This window comes from Paenalcaligenes niemegkensis, from assembly GCF_022230885.1.
Lineage (GTDB): Bacteria > Pseudomonadota > Gammaproteobacteria > Burkholderiales > Burkholderiaceae_B > Paenalcaligenes > Paenalcaligenes niemegkensis.
This window is the reverse complement of sequence record NZ_JAKGCT010000003.1, coordinates 50,290-75,325: the sequence shown is the minus strand read 5'-3', so window position 1 is coordinate 75,325 and position 25,036 is coordinate 50,290. Positions and strand designations below refer to the sequence as shown.

Genomic DNA, 25,036 nt, shown 5'->3' with positions numbered 1-25,036 from the left:
GTTTTGAGCCAACGGCTCTTGAGATTGCATTTCCTTGGAACTTCCCCGCCCCTTTTGTAAACACAACATATACCTTTCAGGCTACTAACGGCGCTGACCCAGCGGTCACTGGCAACCGTCGTAGAACCCTCTTATCTACCAGGAGAAACGCACCGGGGTCTGCTTCAGTCGTCGTTAGCCTCCTATCCACCGAGTCAGGATGGTTAGGGGTAACTTAGAGTTAGTCTTCTATGCGGTAGGGTTTTGGAAGTAGCCGTTCTAATACCTCCCAACCGCGAACGCCCTAACAGGGGCCTCTCCAGGGGGTGAGATATAGAAGACCAAAGACAGACCCTCACTCGGTGGCTCTCAAGGCCGTTCGCATAACCCCAATAGATATCAGTGTATGAGGATGCTGATGCGGCATACGTTGCGTCATTAAATGGAGCGGCCCAATTAATCCAAGTCGATCCCCCTTTAAAAACACCTCCGGAAGCTGCAACTGGGTTGCTCACATAACCAAGTGACCAGGCGATTTGGATTTTCGGATTAGGAAACCTGAAAGCTATGCCATTAACGTTTTCAATGATCGTACAGTTATCACTATTAAAAACTTCACCCTGCAGCGACTGAATTACGCCTAGGTTCAGTTGTGCTTTGGCCGCGTTTTCGAGGCCTGAGAGGTTACCTGATTTGGTGAGCATTGCCTGTATCGCATTTGCAATGCGAGTGTCATTTTCCGTTATCCGAGTCTCATTTTGAGCTATCCGACCCTCGTTACCATCTATGCGATCGGGGATCCCGCCATACTCATTTAAGAGAACCCCCGCTCTATCAGCCAGGCGTTTCGTATAGCCTTGTACTGGGATAATCCAATACGACTCGCCACTGACTGCAGGCCCTTGGTAATTGGGCCTAATAGACAGCGCCGTATCACTCGCAACGTTCGTAACTTCATAAAGCCGTCCGTCCGGACCCTGCAATCCATCACCGACACGTATGTTTTGTACCCACGCAGTGCCAGAGCCCGTTACGGTTGGGCTGTCGGCCGCAATCGATATTGTTCCTGTTCGATACCACATTACACGCCCTCCGCTGCTGCCGGCTCATCTGCATTGACTTGTTCATTGCGCAGCGCATCAAGTTCTGCCTGCAGTTGCGCTTTTTCCGCCACCTGCTTTTCAAACTCCACTTTGATCGTGTGATTCATGCCGTTGATCAACTCAACGGTGAGGCGCTGGCCCATGTTGTTCATGAGCATTTGTGTGACTGCTTGCATTGTTTTGTCCCATAAAAAAAGCCCCAATTAAGGGGCTGATCGTTAGAAATAGAGTGATGAGAGTGATTGTGTTCGCTTTACGTGACCCCTGGATAACCGGTCATATCGATTACCAGCAACTCCAAAAAAGGATCGGCTCCAATGGTTCCTGCCATCCCTGATGGTCCATCCCATACTTCATTGTCCAAATTAGTTTTAATCGTCAGTGTCAGCGTGTTATTGACTAGCTGGTATTGCATACAGCGCCACTCCTGCCTATAAAGCCTTGATCCGTCTCCCCATCCAGCATCGCCAACGTCTCTGATGATGTCTAAGCCTTTCCACGACAAAGGAGCAACTCGGTACTTCCTGCCAGCTGGATATGTCCGTGAAAGGTTGCTGCCCGTGCGAATGTAGTCAACAACCCTAAAATATTTGTGGCTGCTATCGAATGTCAGCTTGCCCGTATAGGGGTTTCGTACACGCTTACCTGCAACTCCACCCACCGCCACCTGATCCGCAGGCTTAAACACCCAGCAATAGCCCCAGTTCCACCCGAAATATGGCTCGTCAAGCAAATTGTCAGTCACAATGATTGAGTCTGCGACCGTGCCTGCTGGCGGATTACTGTTCTGTGTAAAGCCAATGGGTCTATTTATTACCGAAAAGTTTTTACGTCCCCCGTCCAAAACAAAATTGGCATAGTCTTGCCCTATTTGAGTTGTCCCATGTTGATTTCTCACCCGAGTACCAGCATCCATCAATACACTCCATAAAGAATTTGGTAAGAGTTTCCAGGCGGTAGCGATCCAGTTCCCCACACGAATTGCCATGATAATGTCTGCCCAGACGCGACCACATTATTGACGCTTAGCTGCCGTACCAAGTTTGTATTGGGATATGAAGAAGCTGAAGTAACTAAGCCAACTCTACAAAACAAGTCCCCCTCCAATAGAGCAGGATTATTGATAGAGCCCGAAGCAGAGGTTGTCGTAATAACACCCAGCGATCTCCCCGCCCGAATGTCCGTGTCTAACGTCACCACGCCTGTTAAATGATCTCGAACGCGGACCCCCGCTCTGCCGTCGCTCATCCGTTATATCCTCCAAATACGCCATCCTCTACCACCCAAACTCCGGTAGGCACATACTGTACATAGCTGCCCTTACCGTTCCTAACGACTAGCCAATCCCCATCCCTAGCTCTAGTGGTCTGTTGCCCAGTACGGGTATTCCACTCCATCACGGGCTGGCCACTCACCATCGTTGTGGAACGAATCCACTCGGCCAGCTTCAGCGTTCCAATAGTTGCGTCACCAATCAACGCCGTGTTCATGCTGATTACCCCGCCATCAACCGTAAATACCGCTATAGGGGTTCCGTTGGGCGCGTGCATCACGGCAAAGCGGTCTGATATCACTACAAACTGAGACTGAACTACACCCGTTTCATTGCTAAGGCCGAGGCCATACCCCGCCGTATACATAACGCCGTTTACGTCGACCCCGATTTTTGTCGATTGCGTCGCATTAAAGACGCCCTCTATATCGGTAACTGCCCTGCTGATATCCTCAACAATGACGGACACCTCGCCTAGCTCCACGCCGACCTGCTGCTGAACGATCGCCTCCACTTGGGTTTCTGTAACCTGTGTTCGCCGCAGCTCTGAGATCCACGCTCTGCTGGCATATTCATTCAGTACGCCCGCTAGATCACCTTCGCCGTCATCATCGTCACGCATAGCTGCCTGCATTATGGAGGTGGCCGTGGCAGTTGCCGTCACCACGCCATCAATGTCCTCAATCAGCTGCGTGTTTTCTTGAGTCTGCAAAGAAAGCGCAGCAATCGCCCCCTGAATGCTGGCGTAATCCCCTATGTGCTGCCAATAGGCCATGTCCGTGATCGGCGTATCTGCCGGCACGTCCTGCAAAGCGCGATACATTTTGCCGCTATCAAAGACGACCGACCCGCTCAGATAGGGTTGTGCCGGATCGTGCTGCCCCGCACCTGAGATTTCATCAAGCTTGGCCTGTATTTCCGGGATGGCCTCGATGTCGGACCACATCTGCTGGCCAAGGGCTGACTCAAGGATTTCCTTAGTGATGTATCCATTGATCGCATTCGCGTCAGTACTGGACTGACCGTACACGCCAGTCTCGTTAGCGCCGGGATACCAAGGGCCAGGCGTACCGTTTTCATCAACGAGCCGGCCCCAAAACCAAAGCTGCGCACCATGCGCCAAACCAAGCAGCGAATGTCGGTTTGTTGGCCACGCAAAGTCCCCCATTAGCACCGAGCTATCAAACTCCGAGTTCAGTGAGTAACGGGTTTCGGTATGGCGAATCGCATTATTTGTGCCGGGAAACGTCCAGGCAAGATCAATCCCCGCGACAACACCAGCGGTAGTCAGACTGGTCAGCGCTGGCGGTGCCCCAATCACCCCGTCGTAATCCTCCCAACCATCCGTCCAGTTCGATACTGCCCCTACGCCGTTGACCGCACGCGCCTGAAACTGATACACAGCACCATCTACCAGCGCGGCGGTAAATGACGTACCAGTCGCATCACCAGCTGTCGAAGGAATGGATATCCACGGCCCTTCGGTGGCCTCCCGGTACCGCAGCTCTATACGCCCACCCTCACGTACGTATGGCTGCGGATGCAAGTCCCAGGTCAGATCTGTACGAACCACTGCTGTCCCATCGGACAGTGCCTGGGGCTTATGAGCATCAATCTGAAAATTCGTGATCGGGGCTACATTCCACAGATAGCTGGTATCCGTAACGGGTGTAGGATCGGTCGGCAAGAATGTGTCCGGATCCAACGACCAGACATTGGCTCTCGTCTCTTGCAGTGTCAGACTAAAGGTGCCATCCCAGTTATCGATGCGATTAACGATTTGAAACGTCTTGCCTGCATACTCAGGACGGTTCGACAGATTGAGCTGAACCGTATCCATGACCGCCAAATCTTCGCCAATGCCTAGCACTGGAATCTCACCCGCAAAGGCAGGTCGGGCTGACTCCAGCATCACGCCCATGATGTAAGCGGCCTGGCGCTCGTCCGTCGTAGCTGGCAAAGGCAGATCAAGCGGCGACTCGGCACCATCCGAAGCGATATACGCCGCGTTACGAATCGGCCTCGGGCTGGACTCCAACCAATTTCGGTTGGCATTGATAAATGTGGAGGTCACGATATTGCTGGGCGCATCATCCTGGCCTGATTTATCCATGATGATGTCCTGATTACCCACAACATCATCATCCGTTATTGTCACCGTCGCTGGACGAAACGCCCCTGCAAAGATCCGGTACATGCCAGCCGTGAACACATATTCGCCTGCCATCGACGACATGATGATGTTCAGGTTCTCAATTGGCGGGTTCGCGGTATCGAGCAATGTATTGCACTCGTACCGTTTGATTGAATCGTAGCCCTCGCCCTCTAGCGCCCTCACTCGAATCAGTTCGTCGCAAATATTGGCTGCCAGCGACACGTGTGGCCAGTCAATCCATGAGTCCGGTATCCCCATACCGCCTCGGTTACGTGGCAGCGTCATGTACCACGCTGACAAAATAGCCGGGTTGGTAGTGTGTGTTGGGTTGGTACCGGTTCGCGGGTCAAAAAACGAATGACCATCGACCCAGCCGCCCTTAAGCACAGCCCCCATTTGCGGAGCGCCCGAGTGGTAAATATCCTCGTCCCACAGGTTCAGTGTGCGCAGATAGGCCACGCCACGCAACAAATGGGCGTCCGTCCACAACGGCGTAGAAATATCTGGCCACGAACTCGGCGCCTGATTAGGGCTGCCGTCACGATAGATAACACGAAGCTTGGCGGCGCTCCACGTCTTATAAAAAACCGATAACGTCACAGTGTTCGGCTGAAAGACACCTTCGTAAGGGACGTAAACCCTAACCGTCGCCCCATTTACCGTAAAGCTGTACTTACCAGTCACACTGACGCTGCCCTCAATGGGCTCACTTGGGAGCACAATGGTTGCATAGCGGTCAGCATCTACTAGGTACTGTTTCCAGGCGATCCGCTGGTCAATCTGTTGGCGCTTTCCATATTGATCACCGGGAAATTCCGCAATTGATAAAAACTCATCCCCCAAGTAATAACCATCCAGAACGCACTGGTTACCGGCCATGGCCAGCACTGAATCCAGGGCCGTGTTGTCTTTACCATTCGCCTCGATGTGCATGAGCGTTCCACCCACACGCACGCGCCCCAGTACGTACTTGCGCGTTGAAACGCCTGAGCGGATCGTAATATGACGATCCTTGAGGCTCGCGTTATATGCATCACGCTGAGCTTGCTCGGCAGCCCTGGCCTTTTTACGCGCTCGACTTTGCTGGTATGAACCCAGGGCGAGCGACAACGCAACGGTCGCAACAAGCTTGGCAACAGCCACTTTGGTAGCGGCTGCCGCGATAATAGGAACTGCTGCGGGCATAGCTACACTCCAAACACAATTTCAACTTCATTCATTGGGCGAAATACCAATCCCTCAATACCGGGCCCGCACCAAAAGCCGTTACCCAGGACAACCCCAAAAGTCTCACGCCCATCGATATCGACTAACACCACGTCCCCACGCTGCGCTAGGCCAGGGTGTTTCTCGGATAGACTCGATGCAAAAGAGCGCATGCCCCCTGCCTTCTTAATACGGTTCGCAGCGCCCCGTGCAGACCGATATCCACGCAACTCTTTAGCGAGATCCACACCCGTCATTTCTATAACGGCGTCAGCTGCAAACAAGGCACAATCTTGCGAACCCCAAGAAAAAACCCGCTCGCGGCGGGTCTCAATAAATGCGGCCAGTTTTTCAGGCCAATCATCGTAGCGTTCCATCATTTCATCATTGCCTCACGTGTAGGCCAGATTACGACCTTATCTTCCAACTGGTCGGCATACTCTGCCCCCATATCCCCAGGGTACAGGCGCTGCTGGTCTGCGTTATTCAGGCGCAAAGGGGCCGGACGCTGTAGCTCAGCCTCATAGTGTTCAGCCATCACAGCAACCGTGCATGTCTCGTTATTTTCCTGAATCGGCATGCCGCGAATGCGACCGATAAACTGCACGACTGGACTACCAATCAACGCACCTGTATCCGGCTCAACATAGGCCTTAAGAATACGTACCAGCCTGCCTCGGTATGGCTCATTGGCCGCAATAGTCATGACCGATGCGTCTAATCCGGTCATCGTCATCTTGATACCTTCAAATGATTTGGACGACTCGTGCGCCGCCTCGATTCGCATAAGAGCACCGGTGCGCTGATACGTCTGGCCAGCATGCGTAACATCCCAGGGCGACAGCGCAAGCGCCAATAGACCGCCTTGAAAGTGCAACTCCACCAGCGCAATTGCCATGCGGTGCGGGGCTTTAGCTGCTGCTCGCTGTGCCGTACTTAAACCACGACTCATACCCAATCCTCAATCAATTCAATCGCAAAGCTCGGCCGCTCCTTACCAGGTCGGTACGGAAACTTCACGGCATCGTCTTCGTCTAATATCCACAAGATGTGTGGCCTGTTCCATTCCACTGCTGTATTGACAGCACTGGTCAAACGAACCGCCGGATTAACAGTGATCGTCATGTTTCCGGCTACAGGACTGGCATCAGACTCAACCATTAGAAGCTGTCCATTAAGCCCGATAAAATCCCCCGCCTGTAATGTGCCGTTGCAGTCTTTTAGGCTCAAAACACCGGAGCCAGGCGTCACCGCCTGTGCAAGGCGTGGCGCACCACGCAGTGTGCCGTTTGGTATGGGGCGCCCAAAATGCGGTGCCGATAATCGATTTGCCTTGCCACGCAAGCTGGTAACCAGCGCCTCGACGCGTGGCCGATCCATCCACTCTAGGGAGTTGCGAAACGTCAGCGTCATTACCCACGACGCCCCCGGCATCTCGAATGTCGAGTATTTACCTGAGCGCGAACGCGTGCTCTGCACATCTTGGTGCAGGCCCACGTCCACTGACGCCGGACATAGCTCAGACGGCCACGTTTTTATTGCCATAGATCACCAAAAAGAAAGCCACTCGAAGGTGGCGTTAAATTTCTACTCTGCCGCGCCTCAAATCCTCATAGATTTGATAGCGCAACTCTTCATTTCGCTGATCCAGCAACGCACCCAGTTCTGCCATATTTGTACCCGGAGCCGCATTGACGGTCGAGTTAATAACAATAGATGGCCGCTGACTCTGCTGCCCCATTGCCGGCAGTGGTGGCAAAGAAGGACGCCCACCCATTCCACCAGCTGCATTGCCACCCCCACGAATCAGTCGACGTAAGGAGTTGAACCCCGCCTCGCCACCAATTGTTCGCATTTCTGGTGCGCTCAAAACACCCTCTTGGCCGTGAACGAATCCAGCAAACTGATCAACAGGTATGTCGCCTGTATAGCCACCACCAGAAAGACTTAAGAAATTGGTTGAATCCCCAATCGTGCTGCCGAGATCCAGCCCAGAAGAAACGGAGCCAATGCCAATACTGGACGCAGATGTCCCACCAAATAGGCCGCCTATGCCGCCCACAATTCCACCCAGTAACCCGCCGCCAATCTTCCCTGTGCTACCGTAGTCGCCAAACAAAGCGCCAGCAAGGTTGGCGGCGGCTGCGTCGGTGGCCATGCGGAGCAACATATCTGCAAACCGATCACCGATACCCTTGAAGTTGCCGGTGACTATGTCATACAACCCATCGCCCAGGTGCGTCTGGATATCACGCGCCGCCTGAACAGCAAACTCGCTCATGCTGCCGGCAGTCTCTGAAAACTGATCCTCAAGCTTAATCACCGACTCAGCGAACATGTCCGCATTGATCCAACCCGCCTCTAGGGCCTGATTCAGCATGTCCACCTGTACAATGAACTGGTCAGCCTTGGCCCTTTCTGGGAATAAGCCAGCCATTAATGTCGAAAACTCCTCGGCGAGATTCTTCGACTCTTCAAAGGCTTTCGCCTGCTCATCCCAAAAGTCCAGCGTCTGGGCTTGGGCCAACGCCTCCTGCTTTTGAGCATCCGTTTTAAATGTGACAGACTCGATATTAATACGAGCAAGAAGCTTCTCGTATTCAGTTTCCTGACCTAACAGCGCAATACGCTCGTTCATTTGGTCAATCAACCGCTGACCTTCGTCGAGCTGATTTTTTGTGCGTTTTGGATTTCCACCACTAGAGTCAGGGGTTGTTAAGACCGGAGCAAGAGATGGGACTGTACCCCCAGAGGTTTGCTGCTTAAGCCGCTCCAAATACTCCCTCCGAGCTTCAAGGTTGGCTATTTGCAAATCCAAGTCTTTAATGTCCCCGGAGACGGCCCACGACACCCATTTATTATCTTCCTGCCACTGCAGGTGAGTCTCTCTAGTGGCCCGCACCTTGGCTAAAGTCTTATCGATCTTAGCAATGGCCGCCTCTGGATCCTCTTGGTCTTTTCCAGATGAAAAAAGCCAACCCCACAAAGATGAGTCGCGCGCAGCCTGCAACGACATAACTGTTTGATTGAGTGCGGGTATTAAGTCTGTCGCTAACGAAACTGCTAATCCTTGCGATGTTCTCTTTAAATCAGCAAGGTTACTTTCAAAATCCATAGCGGCCTGTGCCGCCTCATCATCAATAGCTATACCGAGCTCTCTCGCCCGAAGTGCCATCTCATCTAAGCCATCAGCCCCCCCGTTCAACAGGGGGATAACCTTTTGCCCTAGTTGTTGTCCAAACAGATCCAGAACAAGTCCGGTTTTTCGAGCGCCTGGCTCGAGCTTAGAAAACTTATCAGTAAGGTCTCTAAGCATGGTATCGGCGGTCTTGAGGTTGCCTTCAGCATCATGTGCGGAGATCCCTAAAACCCTGAGCGCCTCAGCCTGTTTGCCTGTGCCATTAACAGCGTGGTTGATAGCCTCTGTCGAACGCCGTAACACCCGTTCAAGCTCGCCTTGACTGAGATTAGCTTGATCCGCCGCATAAGCCAGCTCAGAAAACGCCTGGGCAGACACAGATGTACGCTCTGCTGCGTAACCTATCTCCGACATGTAGCTACTGGCATTCTTTAGTGCAATGGTGAACGCCCCTGCGACAACCGTGCCCAATAAAGCAACGCGCTTCACGCTTTTGTCTATTTGTCGCTCCATTTGCTTCATACGCTGCTCGGCGCGCTTCGAATCGGTCTCGAAGCTGCCTGTACGCATGAGAAGGTCTACGATGATACTTCCAGCTGTAGCCATGAATAGCACCTACAAAAAAGCCCTGTACTAAACAGGGCGAAAGGTAATCTCATCTAATTAAAGCAACAAGTCGGCTCAAAAAACAAAATACAACCCCGCAATCACGATGACAGCAGCTACCCACAAAACTGGGTTACTGAGTATTTTGGGTGCGTGCTCCTTAATTGCCGCTATATTTTCTTGACGCTCGGCTTGCGCTTGCGTATATCCATCTGACGCGAACCCGCTGTGACAATGCTTACATTTCCTCGCTTGCGGCAAAACAAATTCGTGACACACATGACATTGCGCGTGCGTCGTTCGATTTGGTCCCCTAGCTGGTAGCCCCACAGCGGTCAAAAGCGCAAGAGGGCCAAACAGGAGCCCAAGTAGGAGCCAACAAACACCACAACGCCCTTTCTCGTCCCCAAGGTGTCCGGCAAAGAATCCACAAGCGAGCCACGCCAATATTGCCCACGTTGAAATAAAACTACCAAAAAGCGCCAAAAACGTATACATCCTCCCACCCCTATTTATATCAAAACGTAAGGGGATCATACACTAGGTGGCTTTACACCCAGTGCTGCGAACGTAGCCATATCAGCAGCAGAGTACTGACCGTTACCAGTTGCCTCAGGCTCTGCGTCCAGAGCGCTGCCTCGCAACCACTCCAGCTTTTCAGTCATTCCCCCACGAGCCATCGACTCTGAAACCAATGCAGCAGGACGGTGGAAGCGATGCGCATCATCAAATGGCGCTTCCTTGTAATACTCAACCCACGACTCAAACTCATTTTGCGTCATCGTCGCCTGAAGCTCGCCCACTGTCCGGCCTAAAGCCAGGGCTAGGATGTGCCAGAATCGCCAATTTCCGTCTTTTTTTGATGCCGCTGTTAACCTCCTGAGTAGCATTAAACATAGCGATTAGCGGTCCGGGTTTGAGCGTTTTAGCCTGCTCAAACGTCAAGGCTTTTTGCCGTCCGGCGTCACAACACTCTCAGCAACCAAGCGCGACATACTGTCTATGCGCACCTGCTCGTCGTCGGATTCGTTCGCAAAAGCATAGCGGCGAAATTCTCCTGCAGGCAGCTCTTTAAAATAAAACTTATGCTTCTTACCATCGGCAAGCTTAATCTCACGCTCGTGGATCTCGTCACTAACAAATAGGGATTTATCTAACATTATGATTTCCAATTTTTAAGGGGTAGCTGGAGCATTCCAGCTCCATGTGGTCTTGCCGGATCGCTGCAAGCTCATATTTCCTGTCACTTTGTCATTGGTCGCCGCATCAATGGTGGCCTCCGCAACGTAAGCAAGGAAACGTGCGCAGGTGCGGCCAGCTGGTGCCTTGAAATCACCTGTTTCGATATCGAGAGTCGGCGCAGTCTTGCCGTCCGAAAAGGCCACCATAATCGGAATCAACTGGCCCGACTCCTTTAGCTCGGTCAAAATGCCTTGATGCGAGGCCGCTGTGGGAACGAAGTTGAACGGCACAGACAGCGGCCCCGGAGCCCCAAGTCCGGGTATGAATTCCTGATCTTCTTCCGTATCGAGACACGTAGTTTCAATCTGAGATTTCGTCCCGGAACCCAATCCGGTGACGCTCGTGGGGCATAGCATCTTCAGGATGGCCGGCTCTTCGCCTGTAATGCTATCCAGCAGAAACAGTTCAGTTCCTTGGGTTTTAATAACGCCTGCGGTCATGTCGACCTCCAATAAAAAAACCCGGACATGCCGGGCGTCAATCAATTAAATAGAACCGCTAACGGTTATGAATAAAATCCACCTGCAGCGCGACACGGAATAACTTAGTGTCGGACTCACGATTGTTAAATATGATTCGGTTGGCTTGGCCTGCCTCATCTAGCGCGTCACGCACAGCCTTGGCTAAGTTGATGCAGACTATTTCCTGATCACTGTCCGGGCCTGCCCAGCAATCGATCTGAATTGCATCATTGTCAGCACCAGGCGGCCCACTCAGTTGCTCGTATGGCTGGCCAACGACAACGAACCATGTGATGTACGGCGTCACCACCCCCTGCGGGGCATTCCCACTGCTATATATACGAGGCCTTCCAGTTCCCATAATGGCCTGGACTGCTGGCGTGTTTATCGTTTTGAGAATTGGCGCAAACATCACTTTCCCTTGTTCTGCTGAGCCAGCTTTTTAATGGTTAGAGCAATACGACGATTGAGGTCAGTAGTAATTACATTGATTGCCTCGCCCCCTTTTTGTCTAACCGCGGGACGCAACCAAGGTGTAGCGGATTGATGGCTAGACCCATACTCCAGCAAACTCGCGGTTTTACGTGTAGTTGCTACGTCACGGCTACGGACCCGCCTGTCAGGGTATGTTTTGCGCCGTACCCGAACTAAGTAACGCTCCCCATTGCTGCCGTGTATGGGCTTCCCACGACTGACAATCACGTTCTTTTCAAGAAGACCCGTAGACTCATCGCCGTTCGCAGCGATTTGGGCACGAAGGTTTTGTTTAGCCTGGCTAAGAATGACCCTCGCGCCCTTGGCCAGCGATAATTTCACGGGGCCACCACGCTTTGATACGATCTCGGCTGGTAGAGATTGAAGTGTTTTCAAAACACCATCCATTCCCTCAAGCTTCATTTCGATCTTCATAGAGGCTCCAGTAGATTGCGCTCATCTCCGAGCAAATTCCCATCCAGGTCAAAGGCCTGCTCTTCGTCATCAACCTCTTCAGCCAGAGCCTCCAGCAACACGTCCAGCTTGGCTTCAATCCGCAGCTGAGTTGCCTCGATACGATCTAATTGTTTCGACATCATTGCCCCTCCGAAGCCCCGTACTCACAGCGCAAGCGCCACTCGCGACGGGCCGTAATGTCAGTTTCTGCTGATGTTATGTTGTAAACTCGGCCATCCCAAACAATGCGCCACGCGGCCATTTCACGCTCATCAGCAGGAAACCAACGCAAATTGATTCGCGCCAATGTTTCAGCCTGAGTGGCAGCACCGCCTTGTGTCTCACGGCCCGGCCCTGTTAGCACCTCAGCGGGCACGTCTGCCAGTTTCGTGCCATCAGGTAGCGTGACTGTCTGCCACCCACCGGTACCGGGGATTAGATAACCATTGTCATCACGATCCCCCTCACCATTCACCTGAAACGTAATGCGATGACGTAATCGATGTGCGAGCATTTAGACATCCTCCCATTGCGCGCGGTGTGGCTTGAGCTTGATTTCAGCGGCAAGGCGTAGCTTTGCTGCATCATCCGGAGCTGCTTGATAGGTGGCCTGCAATAGCAGCATCACCCCAACAACGGCGCTAGCCGGCGGGCCCCGTTCGCCGCTATTGGGGATCTCGCTCAGCTTGCGACCGACGAAGCGTTCTGCCTCGTCGATCGCACCACTCAATAGCAGCTGCAGCTTGCCATCATCCCCGCTATGGATGACGTCAAGAAACGCCTTAGCGTCTTCGAGTGATACGGCGCTCATTAGCCACCAGACGCCTTGCCCTGCAGGGCTTTGATGGCAGCCACATCTTGCAAGATGCATCCGAAACGGTGGAAGGCCAAGAAACCCGTCTGGTCGTACTCAGCATAACGCTCTACCAGGCGCTTCAGGGCCATATACCGTACTTGGCGCAAGATGAATTGGTTGAAGTCACCCGCATACATGAACTTCGTGCCAGCGCCCACATCCGCGATGTAGGTGTCCAACACAAACTGCTTGCCCAGCACCGTCGCAGGATGGGATGCGTCTACGCCCGGCAACCATAGGGGACGCTTATTACCATCCTCCATATCCTCGATCGCCTGCAAGGTTTTGTCATTAAACGCCAAGCGAAACTTTGGCGCGTTGCGATAACCTGGGTCTACGGAGTGGATCAGCGCATTGACTTCCTGCCATGTGAACTTGCTGGCCACTGCTGTAGAAGCTCCAACAGACGCCGAGGCCTCGAGCCCTTTGGGCTGTAGTGGTGTTCCGACTCCAGTGCCCTTCACGATCAGCCGAGCCTGGGTTCGACCAATGCGTGAACCAATGCGCTCGGCAAGGAATGTTTCCATATCGATTGCTGTGTCACTCAGAAGCTCGTTGCTGACGCGTATGACTTTGGATGAAACCTTGTGGGCACCCATCGAGTCCATACCGAACCCAACATCTTGCTCGGATGCGGCCGTGTTTTCACCCAGCAGCTCGCCCTCTTCCTCACTACCGTCTGAGGTCGGCCATTCGATGGAGTTACCCGCGTCAGTGGTCAGCACCTGCATTACCGAAGCAATGCCACCATAAGTGGAAAGTGACTCATGAACCTTGGCAATGAAGGTCGTTGGAACGGTATAACCGCCCTTGTCCCCCACACCGGCAGCTTGCGCTCGCGCCTCATCCATGGCGCGTTTTTCATCGGGCGTGAGGTCTGCCAGGCCATGGCGCATGAATTTATCAAAGGCCTGTGCCCGCAGTTCGTCTTCCGATCCTTCGCCACTTGCTTTGCGGGCTTTGTTGGCCAGATCGTCGGAGTTGTCTTCAACGTAGCTCTGTTCCGCTTCGCGCACGTCCTCTTCGCGCTGAATCTTTGCATCCAGGCTTTTGAGGTCGGCTTTCATGCCCTCCCAGCTTGAGCGCTGCTCGTCCGTAAATTCGTTCTCACCAGATTCGGTGTGCAGCGAGCGCATGTCGGACGCGATCTTGGCGCGCTGCTGTTTCATTTCGACCAGAGTAGTCATGTGATGGTCCCTTTAAAGGTTCAGGTTAATAATTTCAAGTAAGCGTTCGCGCGAACGGCGCTCCTGCACGGCCTTAGTGAGCAGATGTCTGCCCTCTTCGACCTGTTTCCAAGCATCGAGCGAGCGCTGCGCGGCGTGGCTGTCGTCGTAGGCCGGATAGGTCACCGGCGATACGTCTATTAAGGATGAGAATTTATGAATGGTTCGAACGGCAAACTCGCCCTCCTGTCGCCACTCATCGCCATCATCAGCGACACGAAACCGAAAGCTGCTTCCGCTGACATCACCGCGCAACAATGGCGCAAGAACCATGTCGCGCACGGTCTGCGTATCGGGCGGTGTGATCGTGTAGGCTAGGCCCCGGCTGTCGATCGATAGCTGAAGTGTTCCACTACGCGTGCGACCCAAAACAAAGTTCGGGTCATGGTTAAACAGTGCGCGTACGTCATCGCTCATCACGTCGTCAAACGCACCGGGCGCGATTTCCTCGTAGAACGAGCCAAACAACAGTGAGCTTCGGGTATTAAAAACAGCGCCATAACCAACAATCGTGGCTGGCGCTTCATCCCGGGCGGCACGAAGCTCACACGGCTGGTCAACCAGCGTGCGTTTTTCGATGTCATTCATAGATTTTTTCCTATTGAAGTTGGTCCGGGGCTTGGTGCAACTCGCTAATTGGTCTGGCGTTAACGCTGATCAGCATTTCATCAAGCCCGTCGATCGGGTTAAAGTCTTCGAACAAGCGTGCTTCGTTGCGGGTCATCCAGCCATCGGTGATACCGAAGTGGTAGAGTTCTCCGCGCTCCTTTGGTGTGCCACGCAGCAGCCCGCCCAAATTGAACTTGATGTAGTAGCCAGCGGCTCGCTCAGCGCGCGTAAAGAGCCGCCGGTTAAGTTCCTGCTCCCAGTTCTGCACCCACGGCATCATCGTGTGGCGCACGAACTGGATAGCCTGCTCGCTGATGTTTGAAAAGGTGGCCCGGTCTAGGTCATTAATCATGTGCGCTGGCACATTAAATAACGCAGCGACCTCGGACCGTGTCAGCTTGCGCGTTTCGATGAACTGGGCGGCCTCAGGCTCTATCGTGAGGGCCCGGAAGTCCAGATCGGCCGGAACCAGAAGGGTTTTATTGTCTGACCTCTTGAGGCGTGCCACCGCACTGGGCCAAAACTCCTTTAATCTCGTCCACGCGTTATCACTGAGGTCACCCTTGGGCGTTAAGATTCCCGTAGGACGCCCGCCACCGTCAAAAAATTGCTTGCCATATCGTTGCGCAGCCAAGCCCAACCCTATGGCCTCCGCGTGCTGCATGATTGGACTCACGCCCATGCGGCCATCGCGACCTAAAGCTCGAATATGCACCATGTCCTCAGGCGCAACAGCCAATGGCGCGCCATCATCGTCGCGCGTCGAATACACCCAGCGATTACCCACTTTGGCTAGCGTGGTGTCCTGAGGCAAGTGCCGCTCAATTGCCTGTAACTCACCTCGACGCGAACGCACCAGGCGCGAGTATCCATTGCCCCAGCCAAGCACGTGACCCATGCAGGTCTCGCGCCACTTGTACGATGTTTGCCAATCATTTGGTGCGTCGTGAAGCAGGTAATGGGCGGGGTGATCCGTACCTGGAATGATCTGGCCATCTACCTTTCGCAGCACGGCAACCGGCAACTGCCCCAGCGAACTCGCGAGCACATAAATGCTCGAATAGACCGCCGTCAATCGCCACCCAATTTCGGGCGTTACGCGCAGGCCATCCCCGTCGCCAATCAGGATCTCTTGCAGATTCTGGCCAGTAAGCGGCACGCTGGGGTTTTCCAGGCTGCGGCTCTCGAACAGAGTATCCAGCAGCATTAGCGCCCCCTGCTTTTAATCGATACGATGACAGGCACAAGCATCAGAACACCCATAACGATCAGAGCGACACCCGCATCACACCGCTGATACAGGCCCGCAGCAAGACAGCCAAGGCCCGCAAGGGTCACGGCATCACGAAATAGATTTTTCATTACATCACCAGAATGTCATCGTCGGTTAGCGATTCAAGCGCCGAGCGCTGCGGCAGCGGGGCCATTGCCCTGCCTATCGCCATAATCAGCGCCACTGCACCGTCGATTTTGTTGTCATTACCCTGCTTGATCGGACGCATTACGTCATCACTGCCGGGCATATATTTTGCAATCAGGTTGCCGATACACCAGGTCATGATCGGATGGCCATCATGATGGAACCGGCCAGCAAGAATTGCCGCCTCCAGCTCCTTCATCGGATCAGCCATGTTGGTGTAGTTCTGAATGATGGTGATAGGGTTAAGCCCCTCATCATCTAGTTGATGGGACAGGTTGGCCGCGCCGTGCGGGTCAATCGGGCTGGCCACCACCGGCGACAATTCATTCACCTCTAGCGCCTCAGCCAAAATGTCCCGGTAGTCAATCTCAGCGCCTGAGGTTTGAATCAAGTGCCCGGACTCCACCCACTTCTGATAGCGGTCTGCCATCCGTCGATTTTCTGTTCCCTGCACCGTATCCTCTGGTACCCAGAACACCGGATCGATACAGTAGTAATGCCGCTTGCCTGCCTTTTCCTCCCAGAACAGCTTGACCATGGCGGTCAAGTCGACCTTAGCTGCCAAATCCAGCCCAATCGTGCAATCCCAACCCTTAAACTGATCCATTGACAAGCTTGTGTCTTCGCACGGTGCTGCCATGTACTTGGCCATGTTGATAAAGCCGGCCTTCGCTGCTGTCCAGACGTTTAGGTGTTTCGTCTTGAACGTGCTTGCAAAGCGTGCACGTCGAATCGCTTGCTGTTGCTGTGCCTGTAGATACGTCTAGTAGACAGACACGCCTGAGTTGGGGTTAGCCTTGGCCAACACTGCAGGGTCCGTCCAGTCATCGTCTTCGTCGATAGTCCAGATCCAGCCAAAGAGTTCATCATTGGGCACCAGCCCTTCGAGCATTTCCACCACTTCAGTGCGCTTGTCGTAACACGGCCCCGCGATGTTTGATCCTGCCGTTGTGATAATGAACAGCAGCGGCTGTCTGCGTGAGCCCATTCCGGTTTGCATTGTCGTGTAGAGATCATCCGAATCGTGCTCGTGATACTCATCAACGATCGCGCATGAGGGTGAAGCGCCGTCACCTGGGTTACCGATGACTGGCTCGAACCGACTGCCATCCCCCGGTCGATTCATGTTGCCTGCATTGACCTCGATACCCAGTAGCTCTTTGATTTCGGGGGTGCGGTTCACCATCAATCTTGCTGGCCTAAAAACCTCCCACGCCTGCCTCTCAGTTGTTGCGCCGCTATAAACCTCAGCACCGAACTCATCGTCCGCACAAAACATGCCTAAGCCGACACCAGCAGCTATGACAGATTTTCCATTTTTACGCGGCACTTCCCAATACGACTCCCTGAACCGACGTAGGCCATCTTTTTTACGTACCCAACCAAATGTGCATGCAATACCAAAGGCCTGCCACGGCTCCAACTTTACCTTTTGCTTTAGTCGCGCCCACTCGCCTTTGGTATGCGGCAAGAACTCAATGAAACGTAGTTTTTTCTCAGCCCTGGCACGATCGAAGCGGTAGGGGTAGTCGCGGGTCTTAGATTTAGCTAAGTCGTCTAAGTGGCGTTGACACGCCAACACAATAAATCGGCAGCACGGAATCTTTCCTCGCACGACCTCACGCGCAAACTTATTGGCTGCAACCACGCGGGGATAAGACGCTCTTGCCATGTCACATCCCCAAAATTTCAGACAGCTCAGCGCCAGCGACGGGCGTCTGTGGACCCAGCAACCGCTGCCGACTGGACGGATCTAGCCCGAGCAGCGATCCGAATGTCGCCATCTGACGTGTTGCCTCGTTGATGATCGTCGCGGCCGGATTCTTCGTAGCGGTACCTTGATCGTTCGTCATTACAATGCCGTTCTCCGCAATATGGGTCTGGGCCTCGCGAAACCGACCGTATGCGGCGCAGTACAGTTCGAGGTTTTGAATATCGGTAGCCTGCAGAACCTGCTGAGCACAAAGCAGTGGCGCTAAATGCAACCACAGCTCACGGCTTATTTCATCCAGCCACTCTGGCGGGTCGATGTTAACGATTTCATTAAATTTAGGCGCCGCACGGTTCAGTGCTCGCTTGCCTGGATTGCCCGCGGCGACCTTGCGCTCAACCGGTTTTGGCCTACGGCCAGACCGGCCAGCAACTCCTGCCATCGTCTCAACTCCTGAATTTCATTTTTCGCGGGTGTAAAAAATTGACGGGGCGGCAGGTGTCCGTAATAAAAAGCCCTAGAGATTTGACCACCCCCCTACCCTGTCCCTCTGGCCTTCATTGCCTGCGCCTGCGTGATCCGCTTGTGGCAGTCCCGGTTCACCGAGCGGAGATTCCTTGGGCTGTCATTGAGCTTGCCATCTAGCCCACGCCTGTTATCGATGTGATCCACCTCATGCGCTACTAGTGGTAACAGTCGCTCTCTACAGTCATCGCACTGGCAGAGATAGCCATCGCGCTTGAGCACCTGCTCACGCAGCCTTCGCCAAGGCCTGCCACCTCGACCAGACTCACCCGGGCGTTTTCGCCACTCTGTCGCAAGGTGAGCATGGGTGTCGCAGTAGCCGTGTGCATTGCGATGCAGCTGGCTGCAGTCTATTGCTCGGCATGGGCGCTGAGGCCGTCTAGCCATCCAGAAACTCTCCGTTAGGATTCTTTCGCCTGTTACTCAAACCAGCATAGGTCTTCAGGCAATATGTGATTGTGTGCGCCTTGCTGCCGCAGTAGGAGCACCGAAGGTTCGCTCTGGCAGCGTTACCCGCGTATGTGTGTGGGCATAGCGCTACTGCATGGCCCTTACCGCAGTATGTGCATCGTGCCATTAAAGGGCATCTCCCAAGCCGATGCCCGCCATCCAGGGGCGCCCTTGCTGGTCGACCTTTACCTTGACGGTATGGCTATTGATAAAGGAGCCATCCATACGGGTAACGCCATCTTGAATTACAAAGGGCGTTTCAGTCGCCAGGGCATTTGTAATGTGATCGGCTATCTCGCTTGATGACATACCAGGAAAGGGCACATCCACGTCTTTCGGGGTATGTACCCCGGCTCTAGCGATAACAGGTGTTGCTACGGCAGCAGCCAATGCGCCAAGCGAACCACGTAAGAAGCTTCTACGACTCATATAGGTAATCTCCAATAAAAAACCCGCCGATCAATTGAAGGGCGGGTAAGTTGAAGCGGTGGGATACTACGAAAGTTTCGTAGTTTGGTTATTCGGATGGGGGCTGGGATTGAACCAGCGACCTCTTGCGTTGATGCGCCCTGATTGCAGGACTTGCAAGCTCTCTATCCACTGAGCTACCCCATGCGTATAACGCAAAAAACCCGCTCAATTTCTTGGCGGGCTTTCTCTGGGCGTAGCTATGAGACTACGAATATGAGGCCATTCTGACATGCATTTCTTTCAAGCGCAACCCCTAGCCTTTTCCATGCTCAATCAACAACCAGCCCGACAGACCTAAGCAACGAGTCAGCACCACTATATGCCGCTGCTTCTTCCCCTTGCTGATTGTCTTTACTCTTGCGCGGCCCACGAAGCCATAGCACAATCTCACCATTAGCCCTTGAGGCCGTAGACAAGCTAACACCATGCCTGCTACCTATATCCTCCAGCGGGTGTTTTGGTGTCGAGTAATACCGTATCGCTAAATCCCTAACCATTTCTGGCGTGACGCTTGGCATACTCAGCCGTGCATAACCTGTCTCAGATACTGTGCGAATCGCTCCCAGCCACTCAAAGTGTGGAGCGGGCTGCTCGCAGCAAGAGCAAATCCGCTCACGCACACCGTAGCGTGCCTTCAATATTGCAACGTGCAGAGGTCCGAGCTGCGTTAGGCGTCGCAGAATCAAGCCTGCCTGAGCTACGCCATCATCGCCCCCGAGCCCACGATCACTACTGCTGCCTGCGCTGGCCAGCCTGTTCATCATCGGGCGGCTTACAGCCCCATTCGAGCGTCGAAACGCAAAAGCCAGCGCCTGATGTGTAGTGTCGAATAATGGCTGCTCAATCACAGCCGTAAAATCACTCATGCTGTCTCCTGGTGATATCCAGTGGAAGGCGTCGGTTGTCACCGGTGTACTGCAGGCTGGGGGCGTGGTACCAGAGAGCAATGGTTCCCTCCCATTCACCGTGACGGTTCTTATCGCAGATCAATAAAGCATCAGGGCTGTTTTGTGTTTTATCGTCGATCACCTCACCAGTTCGCTGTGCTTTCTCTACCGCACGCTCCTTTTTCTTGTTGCGCCAAACTGTGAGCATCTGATCAACCTGATCAACGACGGCACCAGTACCCTTGCTATCAAACTTTCCTGGCACCTTATCTTCGTTCTCGCCCTTCCGGACGTGGTGCACGATATGAATGTGGATGTTGTATTCACGCGCTAGGCTGGTCAGCATGTCGACGAAATCCTTTTGCCCGTTGTGGTCATCCTCACCACGTACGCACTTCATCAGGCTATCAATCACCATGTGTTTGATTTTTAATTTGGTAGCGCAATAGCGAATGACGGCGTAAATCATTTCTGGCGTGACACTGCCCAACTGGTCATACAGCCAGAACTTATCCTGCGCCCAGTCCATTAAATGGTTTATTGCTGTCTCACCGGGCGCATCGTTCATCGCGAATTGTCGCAGCGTGCGCTTCAGAGTCGATACCGGTTTCATCTCGAAACTAGCGATACACACCCGCTCACCCTGTGCCGCGAACCAGAGCGCTGCCTGACCGAGCATCTGAGATTTGCCATGCCCGTTAATCCCCTGCCAAAGCGTCACCTCGCCCCCACGGAAACGTAGGTGATCGTGAGTCTTGGCCCACGGTAGCTTTGCACCGATGATTTTGTCGCCATCTCGCAGCGACTTGATCAATTCGGCACGCCACGCATCGGCAGACTGAACTTTTACCTGAGGCTCAGTGGCCTGCATGTAGGCTTTGAAATCGAACGTGTCTGGGGTGATGATCGGCACTACGCTGCTATGCATTGCATTTCCTTTGTGTCGTTAAGCATTGTTGGGGTGGATGTGACGATGCGACGTGGCGAAAATTGGCGTATACGTCTGAACGCTGCCCTGAGTCGGTCGATGTCTACGCCCTGGAGCAACACCGTCACATCGTATAAAAAGCGGAAATCGAGACCAGCAATACTGTCGTCAACTCCAATGTGAATCTCTGGCATTCCGTTCAACTCGATAGAGCTCTCAGCATCCCAAAAGAAATCTGTTCGGCAAGGGATCTGCAGCACAAATACCCAAACTAGCAACGGCTTGTAGCCAGACAGACGAAGTTGAATAATTTCAGTCTGCCCCCTCATATCGCCCCCTCAAACGGATCGTCAGACGAGTCACCAGCGTCACCTAGCTCATCATTCCATCGCTGACCGTTCAGCCAGGTGGCTGGGTTAGGGATGAATTCGCCGCCGTCTTTCTTCCAACCTCGGCATTCCTTGAACCGAGCAAGTGACTGCAAAATGGTTTGCAAAAGCTCCGCGTTCGGTTTGATTTTTTTAAACGCTTTTTCAGCACTCTGCTTGGCAACTTTTTTTGGGTAGGCAGACCAGAAAATATCGAATGGTGGAACATCGGGTTTGCAGTCGGTTTCAGAGTCATCGTCCCCTTTTCTCTGGGTAGTCTCTGGGTAGTCTCTGTCTATATAACAACATGGCAATTTGCAATCATCTGAACATTGCAAAATGCCATCATCTGAACATTGCAAATTGCTATCATCGAAGGTGGCAAGAACAGCGCGGTCAATTCGGTAATAATTTGTCCGATCGAAGCGACTTTTTCCGTGTCTTTCAGCGACCAAAAGCCCCTTCTTTTTCAGGCTGGCCAGCGTCCTGCGAACCGTATCTGCCGACCAAAAAGGGAACTGCTCTTGCCACTGCTGAACCGTGTTGTGTACCCAGCGCTCACCATCAATAACCACGTTGCTCTTTCGAAGCCAATAGTGGATCTGCTGCAGCACAATCGCTTCATTCAAACCGATAGCCACCGCTAGATCAGGCAGCACCTGCAGCGGGTTTTCGTCAATTAATAGTCTGCTCATGGCAGCCTCGGCCAGTCAAAAGTGATTACTGCCGCCAGAGCAATGAAGGCGGCCAGGATGATGTCTAGGGCGTTCATACGTTGTCTGGCCCTATGCGAATAAGATGTTCGGTTCGCGCTTCATCGGCGAACTCTGGGGGCACAGAGGCATCAGGCGATACAGCCCCTCCGGAAGCGGATCAGGTGTAGGTTTTGGGCCTGTATCGACCGCTCCGGTATAGCCGCCCTGAGTGAAGTCACGCATGAGCGCCCCCTTCTGAGCCACACACCTCACGATGCATAGCTACCAGCGCCCGTCCGTTCGCGTAGGTGGGCATCCACGGTTTATTCGAAGGTTTGGCGGCGTCACAGATCATGGCGCGAGAAACGCCAAGGCGACGTGCTATGTCAGCTTGGCGGATACCTGCCTGAAGGATTGCCAAAAGCAAAGGCCGGAGATCATTTTGGTCTGAGTGCTGTGTATTCATACTGTAGATGTTAATTCAATCTAACAGTATTATGCAAGCCACATCTAACTATTGTTAAGGTAACCTAACAAAATGAATACTCCATTATCCAAACGCATTGAACTTCTTCTTCACGAAAAGCGGTGGTCTGCCGCTGAATTGGCGCGACAAGCGAAAGTAAGCCGAGCCGCAGTTACCGACTGGAGAAATGGAAACGTCAATAACATCAGCCTAGACGTAGCTGTGCGCATTGGACGAGCGGCAAAAATTGACCCGATGTGGATTGCAACTGGCGAAGGGACACCGCTGCCTGGTTATGTCGCGCAAGAAGATGGTCTCGTTGAATGGCCCTTCCCCAGCGTTTCGCTAGACGACATTAAGCGCCTGTCAGATAGTGATAGGCGAGACCTAGAAACGACGATTAAACGATTTGTGGCGGGATGCCTGGCTCAACAAAACGAATCCTCTTAATAGTCACAGCAAAGATAAGGAAAAACGCTGATGGACCGCCCTCATGCTCCAACCAAATTACTCATATACAACCCATTTACAACCTTCTCAGGAGACAATCCTAATTGTGATTTTCTATTAGCCGGCGGAGAGAATGGCTTGGACGGTTGGGACATAGGGAGAGGAGAAGACTCAGACCGTGAGGCCTTATGGAGTCTAGGGAAAAGCGCTTACGACAAGATGCCAGCAGTCGGAAGCGCGAATGAATTTGAAGAAGGCTTAAAAGGCTTTTATAAGTATATTCAAGAAAGTAGGGGTCTTATCGATGAATTACGTGCCAAAAAAATATCGATGTTCGGTGCCAGAGCGGTCACCCGATAGCCCCAGACTGGGCGCAAAAAGCAGAGCCATCAGAAATTCTGAGTCTCGCTTGGACCTTAAGAAACTCAGTGGACCATGAGGGTAATGATGAGGTTAACGAAATTTTCTTACAGCTTTTTTGCTTTGCCTGCCTGCTTGAAATAGACAATGCTTTAATAGGTCTATGCCTCAATAGCAGAGATGGAATTGCGTCCGCTCTTGAGGCCTGCGAGGCTAATGCGAACGCAACGGCGATAGCGTCCCGCGACGTGGAGCTTCAGAGAGCCAGAAAACAGCTTGCCGTTCAGGCGGCATTATCGAGACACAAAAAAGACCCAAAACAAAAAGAAAAACAACGAATATTCAAATGTTGGATGGAGTGGCAAAAAACCCCGGCTATTACACAGGAAAAGCTGACTTCGCCCGTCAGATGATCGCCGAGTGCGAGCACCTAACAAGCACCAAAAATATTGAAGACTGGTGTCGGCTATGGGAAAAAGAAAATGGATAATCCAGAAAGAGATGTCAAGGACCCGTACAGCATTGATCTAGATACGCTCAATAGGGTGGCAACTAACGCAACCAGTCGGGCTACTGCGAAGCTATCAAAGTTGAATCTGCCGAATGCCATCCCTTTGCCAGAGCAGATACCCCTGCTGGGCGACCGTATTTCTAAGAACTACATCCGACAAACGACGGCAATCAACGAAGAATACGCCGATCAAGCTCCGTATCTATATGCATATACTCTCAAACGATACTGGCATGCCGCTTGGAAAGGAGCGTATTGGATGGATGAAGCCAGGATTGCACGCACTGTAGAAGACACCGAGCACACGAGAAAATTGAGTACGGCAGAAGGATATATTGAACTTGAAGGTGGTGCCTGGATACTATTCAACGACCTGGGGGAAATTAATTCAACCATAGGAGAAATCCTACTAGATGAAGCGCCAATAGTCCCACCCCCAACGATCAAACAGTCCTCAAAGCTTTTGCATGTTATTGCTTAGCTCTAGCTAATCAGGCCTTCGCTGAGAAAGACGCATTGAAGGCGCTTGATTTAATAGATGAGGCCTATGATGCCATCTCCCTAGAGAATGGCCTCCATATGTGGGAAAGCGCCGACACAGAAGCAAGGAAGGATGTATTGGAGAGCGCGGAAACCGTGGCCTTAATCAGATCAAATATAGGAAGAGCTGCCGCAGCGGCGAGGCTGCTCAAAGACCCCAAACAAAAAGCTAAAGAATGGGTTTTGGGTTGCTGGAAAACGTGGCAAGTGCACCCTCACCTCTACCCCAGCCAAGCAGCCTTTGCACGCAGCATGCTAGAGAAAGAGATCGGCCTGACAAGCCAGCCAACCATTGAGGCCTGGTGTAGAGAGTGGAAAAAAGCAACCCTCACCCAACCGGCACAGTGAGCACTCAGCCAGCAGAATAAGCGCCGAGCCAGCGTGGTACGCATCCATCCAGTACAGTGGGCTCTATGCTGGTATAGCTATCTAGCGGCCGACGACATCAACACCTAAGCTGTCCCCATGT

General features: G+C 52.9%; 33 protein-coding genes and 3 pseudogenes. 5 read left to right on the top strand and 31 right to left on the bottom strand.

What is annotated here, in order from left to right; translation table 11 throughout:
* Positions 1 to 1,060: 1,060 nt before the first annotated feature.
* The 31 genes and pseudogenes from L1889_RS03845 to L1889_RS03705 all read right to left on the bottom strand — a co-directional run bounded on the left by L1889_RS03845 (position 1,061) and on the right by L1889_RS03705 (position 22,706).
* Positions 1,061 to 1,258 carry a hypothetical protein gene (locus tag L1889_RS03845; RefSeq protein ID WP_238663963.1) on the bottom strand — a complete coding sequence of 66 codons (198 nt, stop codon included), beginning with the start codon at positions 1,256 to 1,258 and terminating at the stop codon, positions 1,061 to 1,063.
* A gap of 77 nt (positions 1,259 to 1,335) precedes the next feature.
* Positions 1,336 to 2,070, bottom strand: coding sequence for a hypothetical protein (locus tag L1889_RS03840; RefSeq protein ID WP_238663962.1), 735 nt, complete (start codon positions 2,068 to 2,070; stop codon positions 1,336 to 1,338).
* Between the two features lie 256 nt (positions 2,071 to 2,326).
* Positions 2,327 to 5,695, bottom strand: coding sequence for a phage tail tip fiber protein (locus L1889_RS03835; RefSeq protein WP_238663961.1), 3,369 nt, complete (start codon positions 5,693 to 5,695; stop codon positions 2,327 to 2,329).
* A gap of 2 nt (positions 5,696 to 5,697) precedes the next feature.
* Positions 5,698 to 6,096, bottom strand: a complete 399-nt coding sequence (locus L1889_RS03830; RefSeq protein WP_238663960.1) for a DUF6950 family protein — start codon at positions 6,094 to 6,096, stop codon at positions 5,698 to 5,700.
* On the bottom strand, positions 6,093 to 6,668 hold the full coding sequence (locus L1889_RS03825) for a hypothetical protein (protein WP_238663959.1): 576 nt from the start codon (positions 6,666 to 6,668) through the stop codon (positions 6,093 to 6,095). Before L1889_RS03825 ends, L1889_RS03830 begins: the two co-directional genes overlap by 4 nt.
* Positions 6,665 to 7,261 (bottom strand): hypothetical protein, encoded by a 597-nt coding sequence (locus L1889_RS03820; RefSeq protein WP_238663958.1) that lies wholly within the window; start codon positions 7,259 to 7,261, stop codon positions 6,665 to 6,667. The genes L1889_RS03825 and L1889_RS03820 overlap by 4 nt, the downstream gene beginning before the upstream one ends.
* Before the next feature lie 34 nt (positions 7,262 to 7,295).
* Entirely contained in the window at positions 7,296 to 9,461 is a 2,166-nt protein-coding gene (locus L1889_RS03815; RefSeq protein WP_238663957.1) for a phage tail tape measure protein, read from the bottom strand.
* A 533-nt stretch (positions 9,462 to 9,994) separates the two neighbouring features.
* The gene (locus L1889_RS03810; protein ID WP_238663956.1) at positions 9,995 to 10,264 is read right to left on the bottom strand and encodes a hypothetical protein; all 270 of its coding nucleotides are present in this window, start codon (positions 10,262 to 10,264) and stop codon (positions 9,995 to 9,997) included.
* A gap of 138 nt (positions 10,265 to 10,402) precedes the next feature.
* Positions 10,403 to 10,621 (bottom strand): hypothetical protein, encoded by a 219-nt coding sequence (locus tag L1889_RS03805; RefSeq protein ID WP_238663955.1) that lies wholly within the window; start codon positions 10,619 to 10,621, stop codon positions 10,403 to 10,405.
* Between the two features lie 15 nt (positions 10,622 to 10,636).
* Positions 10,637 to 11,143 (bottom strand): phage tail tube protein, encoded by a 507-nt coding sequence (locus L1889_RS03800; RefSeq protein ID WP_238663954.1) that lies wholly within the window; start codon positions 11,141 to 11,143, stop codon positions 10,637 to 10,639.
* A 58-nt stretch (positions 11,144 to 11,201) separates the two neighbouring features.
* On the bottom strand, positions 11,202 to 11,576 hold the full coding sequence (locus L1889_RS03795; protein ID WP_257793845.1) for a DUF3168 domain-containing protein: 375 nt from the start codon (positions 11,574 to 11,576) through the stop codon (positions 11,202 to 11,204).
* Positions 11,576 to 12,073, bottom strand: coding sequence for an HK97-gp10 family putative phage morphogenesis protein (locus L1889_RS03790; protein ID WP_238663952.1), 498 nt, complete (start codon positions 12,071 to 12,073; stop codon positions 11,576 to 11,578). Before L1889_RS03790 ends, L1889_RS03795 begins: the two co-directional genes overlap by 1 nt.
* The gene (locus L1889_RS03785; protein ID WP_238663951.1) at positions 12,070 to 12,237 is read right to left on the bottom strand and encodes a hypothetical protein; all 168 of its coding nucleotides are present in this window, start codon (positions 12,235 to 12,237) and stop codon (positions 12,070 to 12,072) included. Before L1889_RS03785 ends, L1889_RS03790 begins: the two co-directional genes overlap by 4 nt.
* Entirely contained in the window at positions 12,234 to 12,608 is a 375-nt protein-coding gene (locus L1889_RS03780) for a head-tail adaptor protein (protein ID WP_238663950.1), read from the bottom strand. The genes L1889_RS03785 and L1889_RS03780 overlap by 4 nt, the downstream gene beginning before the upstream one ends.
* Positions 12,609 to 12,905 (bottom strand): head-tail connector protein, encoded by a 297-nt coding sequence (locus L1889_RS03775; RefSeq protein WP_238663949.1) that lies wholly within the window; start codon positions 12,903 to 12,905, stop codon positions 12,609 to 12,611.
* Entirely contained in the window at positions 12,905 to 14,137 is a 1,233-nt protein-coding gene (locus tag L1889_RS03770) for a phage major capsid protein (RefSeq protein ID WP_238663948.1), read from the bottom strand. The genes L1889_RS03775 and L1889_RS03770 overlap by 1 nt, the downstream gene beginning before the upstream one ends.
* A gap of 12 nt (positions 14,138 to 14,149) precedes the next feature.
* Positions 14,150 to 14,764: an HK97 family phage prohead protease gene (locus tag L1889_RS03765; RefSeq protein ID WP_238663947.1), complete on the bottom strand. Its 615-nt coding sequence runs from the start codon at positions 14,762 to 14,764 to the stop codon at positions 14,150 to 14,152.
* Between the two features lie 10 nt (positions 14,765 to 14,774).
* On the bottom strand, positions 14,775 to 15,992 hold the full coding sequence (locus L1889_RS03760) for a phage portal protein (RefSeq protein ID WP_238663946.1): 1,218 nt from the start codon (positions 15,990 to 15,992) through the stop codon (positions 14,775 to 14,777).
* On the bottom strand, positions 15,992 to 16,147 hold the full coding sequence (locus L1889_RS03755; protein WP_238663945.1) for a hypothetical protein: 156 nt from the start codon (positions 16,145 to 16,147) through the stop codon (positions 15,992 to 15,994). The genes L1889_RS03760 and L1889_RS03755 overlap by 1 nt, the downstream gene beginning before the upstream one ends.
* Positions 16,147 to 17,877 (bottom strand): annotated as a pseudogene (locus L1889_RS03750) (terminase large subunit). Before L1889_RS03750 ends, L1889_RS03755 begins: the two are co-directional and overlap by 1 nt.
* Position 17,878: 1 nt before the next feature.
* The gene (locus tag L1889_RS03745; protein WP_238663944.1) at positions 17,879 to 18,358 is read right to left on the bottom strand and encodes a phage terminase small subunit P27 family; all 480 of its coding nucleotides are present in this window, start codon (positions 18,356 to 18,358) and stop codon (positions 17,879 to 17,881) included.
* Between the two features lie 95 nt (positions 18,359 to 18,453).
* Positions 18,454 to 18,573: pseudogene (locus tag L1889_RS19060) on the bottom strand (hypothetical protein); the annotation flags it as partial.
* Positions 18,574 to 18,599: 26 nt separating this feature from the next.
* Positions 18,600 to 18,770, bottom strand: coding sequence for a hypothetical protein (locus L1889_RS03740; protein ID WP_238663943.1), 171 nt, complete (start codon positions 18,768 to 18,770; stop codon positions 18,600 to 18,602).
* A gap of 7 nt (positions 18,771 to 18,777) precedes the next feature.
* Positions 18,778 to 18,828: pseudogene (locus tag L1889_RS19415) on the bottom strand (hypothetical protein); the annotation flags it as partial.
* A gap of 189 nt (positions 18,829 to 19,017) precedes the next feature.
* Positions 19,018 to 19,320 carry a twin-arginine translocation signal domain-containing protein gene (locus L1889_RS03735; protein ID WP_238663942.1) on the bottom strand — a complete coding sequence of 101 codons (303 nt, stop codon included), beginning with the start codon at positions 19,318 to 19,320 and terminating at the stop codon, positions 19,018 to 19,020.
* 311 nt (positions 19,321 to 19,631) lie between these two features.
* Complete coding sequence (locus L1889_RS03730) at positions 19,632 to 20,228, bottom strand: hypothetical protein (protein ID WP_238663941.1); 597 nt, start codon at positions 20,226 to 20,228, stop codon at positions 19,632 to 19,634.
* Positions 20,221 to 21,177, bottom strand: a complete 957-nt coding sequence (locus L1889_RS03725) for an AAA family ATPase (protein ID WP_238663940.1) — start codon at positions 21,175 to 21,177, stop codon at positions 20,221 to 20,223. The genes L1889_RS03730 and L1889_RS03725 overlap by 8 nt, the downstream gene beginning before the upstream one ends.
* Positions 21,162 to 21,506, bottom strand: a complete 345-nt coding sequence (locus tag L1889_RS03720; protein WP_238663939.1) for a hypothetical protein — start codon at positions 21,504 to 21,506, stop codon at positions 21,162 to 21,164. The genes L1889_RS03725 and L1889_RS03720 overlap by 16 nt, the downstream gene beginning before the upstream one ends.
* Complete coding sequence (locus tag L1889_RS03715; RefSeq protein WP_238663938.1) at positions 21,503 to 22,240, bottom strand: LvrA C-terminal domain-related protein; 738 nt, start codon at positions 22,238 to 22,240, stop codon at positions 21,503 to 21,505. The genes L1889_RS03720 and L1889_RS03715 overlap by 4 nt, the downstream gene beginning before the upstream one ends.
* 90 nt (positions 22,241 to 22,330) lie before the next feature.
* Positions 22,331 to 22,483 (bottom strand): hypothetical protein, encoded by a 153-nt coding sequence (locus L1889_RS03710; protein WP_238663937.1) that lies wholly within the window; start codon positions 22,481 to 22,483, stop codon positions 22,331 to 22,333.
* Positions 22,476 to 22,706: a hypothetical protein gene (locus L1889_RS03705; RefSeq protein ID WP_238663936.1), complete on the bottom strand. Its 231-nt coding sequence runs from the start codon at positions 22,704 to 22,706 to the stop codon at positions 22,476 to 22,478. Before L1889_RS03705 ends, L1889_RS03710 begins: the two co-directional genes overlap by 8 nt.
* Before the next feature lie 72 nt (positions 22,707 to 22,778).
* Here L1889_RS03705 and L1889_RS03700 point away from each other — a divergent pair, with 72 nt between their 5' ends.
* The 5 genes from L1889_RS03700 to L1889_RS03680 all read left to right on the top strand — a co-directional run bounded on the left by L1889_RS03700 (position 22,779) and on the right by L1889_RS03680 (position 24,915).
* Positions 22,779 to 23,156: a helix-turn-helix domain-containing protein gene (locus L1889_RS03700; protein WP_238663935.1), complete on the top strand. Its 378-nt coding sequence runs from the start codon at positions 22,779 to 22,781 to the stop codon at positions 23,154 to 23,156.
* Positions 23,157 to 23,186: 30 nt separating this feature from the next.
* Entirely contained in the window at positions 23,187 to 23,516 is a 330-nt protein-coding gene (locus L1889_RS03695; RefSeq protein WP_238663934.1) for a hypothetical protein, read from the top strand.
* A 68-nt stretch (positions 23,517 to 23,584) separates the two neighbouring features.
* Complete coding sequence (locus L1889_RS03690) at positions 23,585 to 23,929, top strand: hypothetical protein (RefSeq protein ID WP_238663933.1); 345 nt, start codon at positions 23,585 to 23,587, stop codon at positions 23,927 to 23,929.
* A 69-nt stretch (positions 23,930 to 23,998) separates the two neighbouring features.
* The gene (locus L1889_RS03685) at positions 23,999 to 24,508 is read left to right on the top strand and encodes a hypothetical protein (RefSeq protein ID WP_238663932.1); all 510 of its coding nucleotides are present in this window, start codon (positions 23,999 to 24,001) and stop codon (positions 24,506 to 24,508) included.
* Positions 24,509 to 24,543: 35 nt separating this feature from the next.
* Complete coding sequence (locus tag L1889_RS03680) at positions 24,544 to 24,915, top strand: hypothetical protein (RefSeq protein ID WP_238663931.1); 372 nt, start codon at positions 24,544 to 24,546, stop codon at positions 24,913 to 24,915.
* The last annotated feature ends 121 nt before the right edge of the window (positions 24,916 to 25,036 follow it).

Bases quoted from the DNA above. Each gene is read 5' to 3' on its own strand.
- L1889_RS03845 (WP_238663963.1), bottom strand. From the start codon at position 1,258: ATGCAAGCAGTCACACAAATGCTCATGAACAACATGGGCCAGCGCCTC.
- L1889_RS03840 (WP_238663962.1), bottom strand. From the start codon at position 2,070: ATGGCAATTCGTGTGGGGAACTGGATCGCTACCGCCTGGAAACTCTTA.
- L1889_RS03835 (WP_238663961.1), bottom strand. From the start codon at position 5,695: ATGCCCGCAGCAGTTCCTATTATCGCGGCAGCCGCTACCAAAGTGGCT.
- L1889_RS03830 (WP_238663960.1), bottom strand. From the start codon at position 6,096: ATGATGGAACGCTACGATGATTGGCCTGAAAAACTGGCCGCATTTATT.
- L1889_RS03825 (WP_238663959.1), bottom strand. From the start codon at position 6,668: ATGAGTCGTGGTTTAAGTACGGCACAGCGAGCAGCAGCTAAAGCCCCG.
- L1889_RS03820 (WP_238663958.1), bottom strand. From the start codon at position 7,261: ATGGCAATAAAAACGTGGCCGTCTGAGCTATGTCCGGCGTCAGTGGAC.
- L1889_RS03815 (WP_238663957.1), bottom strand. From the start codon at position 9,461: ATGGCTACAGCTGGAAGTATCATCGTAGACCTTCTCATGCGTACAGGC.
- L1889_RS03805 (WP_238663955.1), bottom strand. From the start codon at position 10,621: ATGTTAGATAAATCCCTATTTGTTAGTGACGAGATCCACGAGCGTGAG.
- L1889_RS03800 (WP_238663954.1), bottom strand. From the start codon at position 11,143: ATGACCGCAGGCGTTATTAAAACCCAAGGAACTGAACTGTTTCTGCTG.
- L1889_RS03795 (WP_257793845.1), bottom strand. From the start codon at position 11,576: ATGTTTGCGCCAATTCTCAAAACGATAAACACGCCAGCAGTCCAGGCC.
- L1889_RS03790 (WP_238663952.1), bottom strand. From the start codon at position 12,073: ATGAAGATCGAAATGAAGCTTGAGGGAATGGATGGTGTTTTGAAAACA.
- L1889_RS03785 (WP_238663951.1), bottom strand. From the start codon at position 12,237: ATGATGTCGAAACAATTAGATCGTATCGAGGCAACTCAGCTGCGGATT.
- L1889_RS03780 (WP_238663950.1), bottom strand. From the start codon at position 12,608: ATGCTCGCACATCGATTACGTCATCGCATTACGTTTCAGGTGAATGGT.
- L1889_RS03775 (WP_238663949.1), bottom strand. From the start codon at position 12,905: ATGAGCGCCGTATCACTCGAAGACGCTAAGGCGTTTCTTGACGTCATC.
- L1889_RS03770 (WP_238663948.1), bottom strand. From the start codon at position 14,137: ATGACTACTCTGGTCGAAATGAAACAGCAGCGCGCCAAGATCGCGTCC.
- L1889_RS03765 (WP_238663947.1), bottom strand. From the start codon at position 14,764: ATGAATGACATCGAAAAACGCACGCTGGTTGACCAGCCGTGTGAGCTT.
- L1889_RS03760 (WP_238663946.1), bottom strand. From the start codon at position 15,992: ATGCTGCTGGATACTCTGTTCGAGAGCCGCAGCCTGGAAAACCCCAGC.
- L1889_RS03755 (WP_238663945.1), bottom strand. From the start codon at position 16,147: ATGAAAAATCTATTTCGTGATGCCGTGACCCTTGCGGGCCTTGGCTGT.
- L1889_RS03745 (WP_238663944.1), bottom strand. From the start codon at position 18,358: ATGGCAGGAGTTGCTGGCCGGTCTGGCCGTAGGCCAAAACCGGTTGAG.
- L1889_RS03740 (WP_238663943.1), bottom strand. From the start codon at position 18,770: ATGCACACGGCTACTGCGACACCCATGCTCACCTTGCGACAGAGTGGC.
- L1889_RS03735 (WP_238663942.1), bottom strand. From the start codon at position 19,320: ATGAGTCGTAGAAGCTTCTTACGTGGTTCGCTTGGCGCATTGGCTGCT.
- L1889_RS03730 (WP_238663941.1), bottom strand. From the start codon at position 20,228: ATGAGTGATTTTACGGCTGTGATTGAGCAGCCATTATTCGACACTACA.
- L1889_RS03725 (WP_238663940.1), bottom strand. From the start codon at position 21,177: ATGCATAGCAGCGTAGTGCCGATCATCACCCCAGACACGTTCGATTTC.
- L1889_RS03720 (WP_238663939.1), bottom strand. From the start codon at position 21,506: ATGAGGGGGCAGACTGAAATTATTCAACTTCGTCTGTCTGGCTACAAG.
- L1889_RS03715 (WP_238663938.1), bottom strand. From the start codon at position 22,240: ATGAGCAGACTATTAATTGACGAAAACCCGCTGCAGGTGCTGCCTGAT.
- L1889_RS03710 (WP_238663937.1), bottom strand. From the start codon at position 22,483: ATGCGTGACTTCACTCAGGGCGGCTATACCGGAGCGGTCGATACAGGC.
- L1889_RS03705 (WP_238663936.1), bottom strand. From the start codon at position 22,706: ATGAATACACAGCACTCAGACCAAAATGATCTCCGGCCTTTGCTTTTG.
- L1889_RS03700 (WP_238663935.1), top strand. From the start codon at position 22,779: ATGAATACTCCATTATCCAAACGCATTGAACTTCTTCTTCACGAAAAG.
- L1889_RS03695 (WP_238663934.1), top strand. From the start codon at position 23,187: ATGGACCGCCCTCATGCTCCAACCAAATTACTCATATACAACCCATTT.
- L1889_RS03685 (WP_238663932.1), top strand. From the start codon at position 23,999: ATGGATAATCCAGAAAGAGATGTCAAGGACCCGTACAGCATTGATCTA.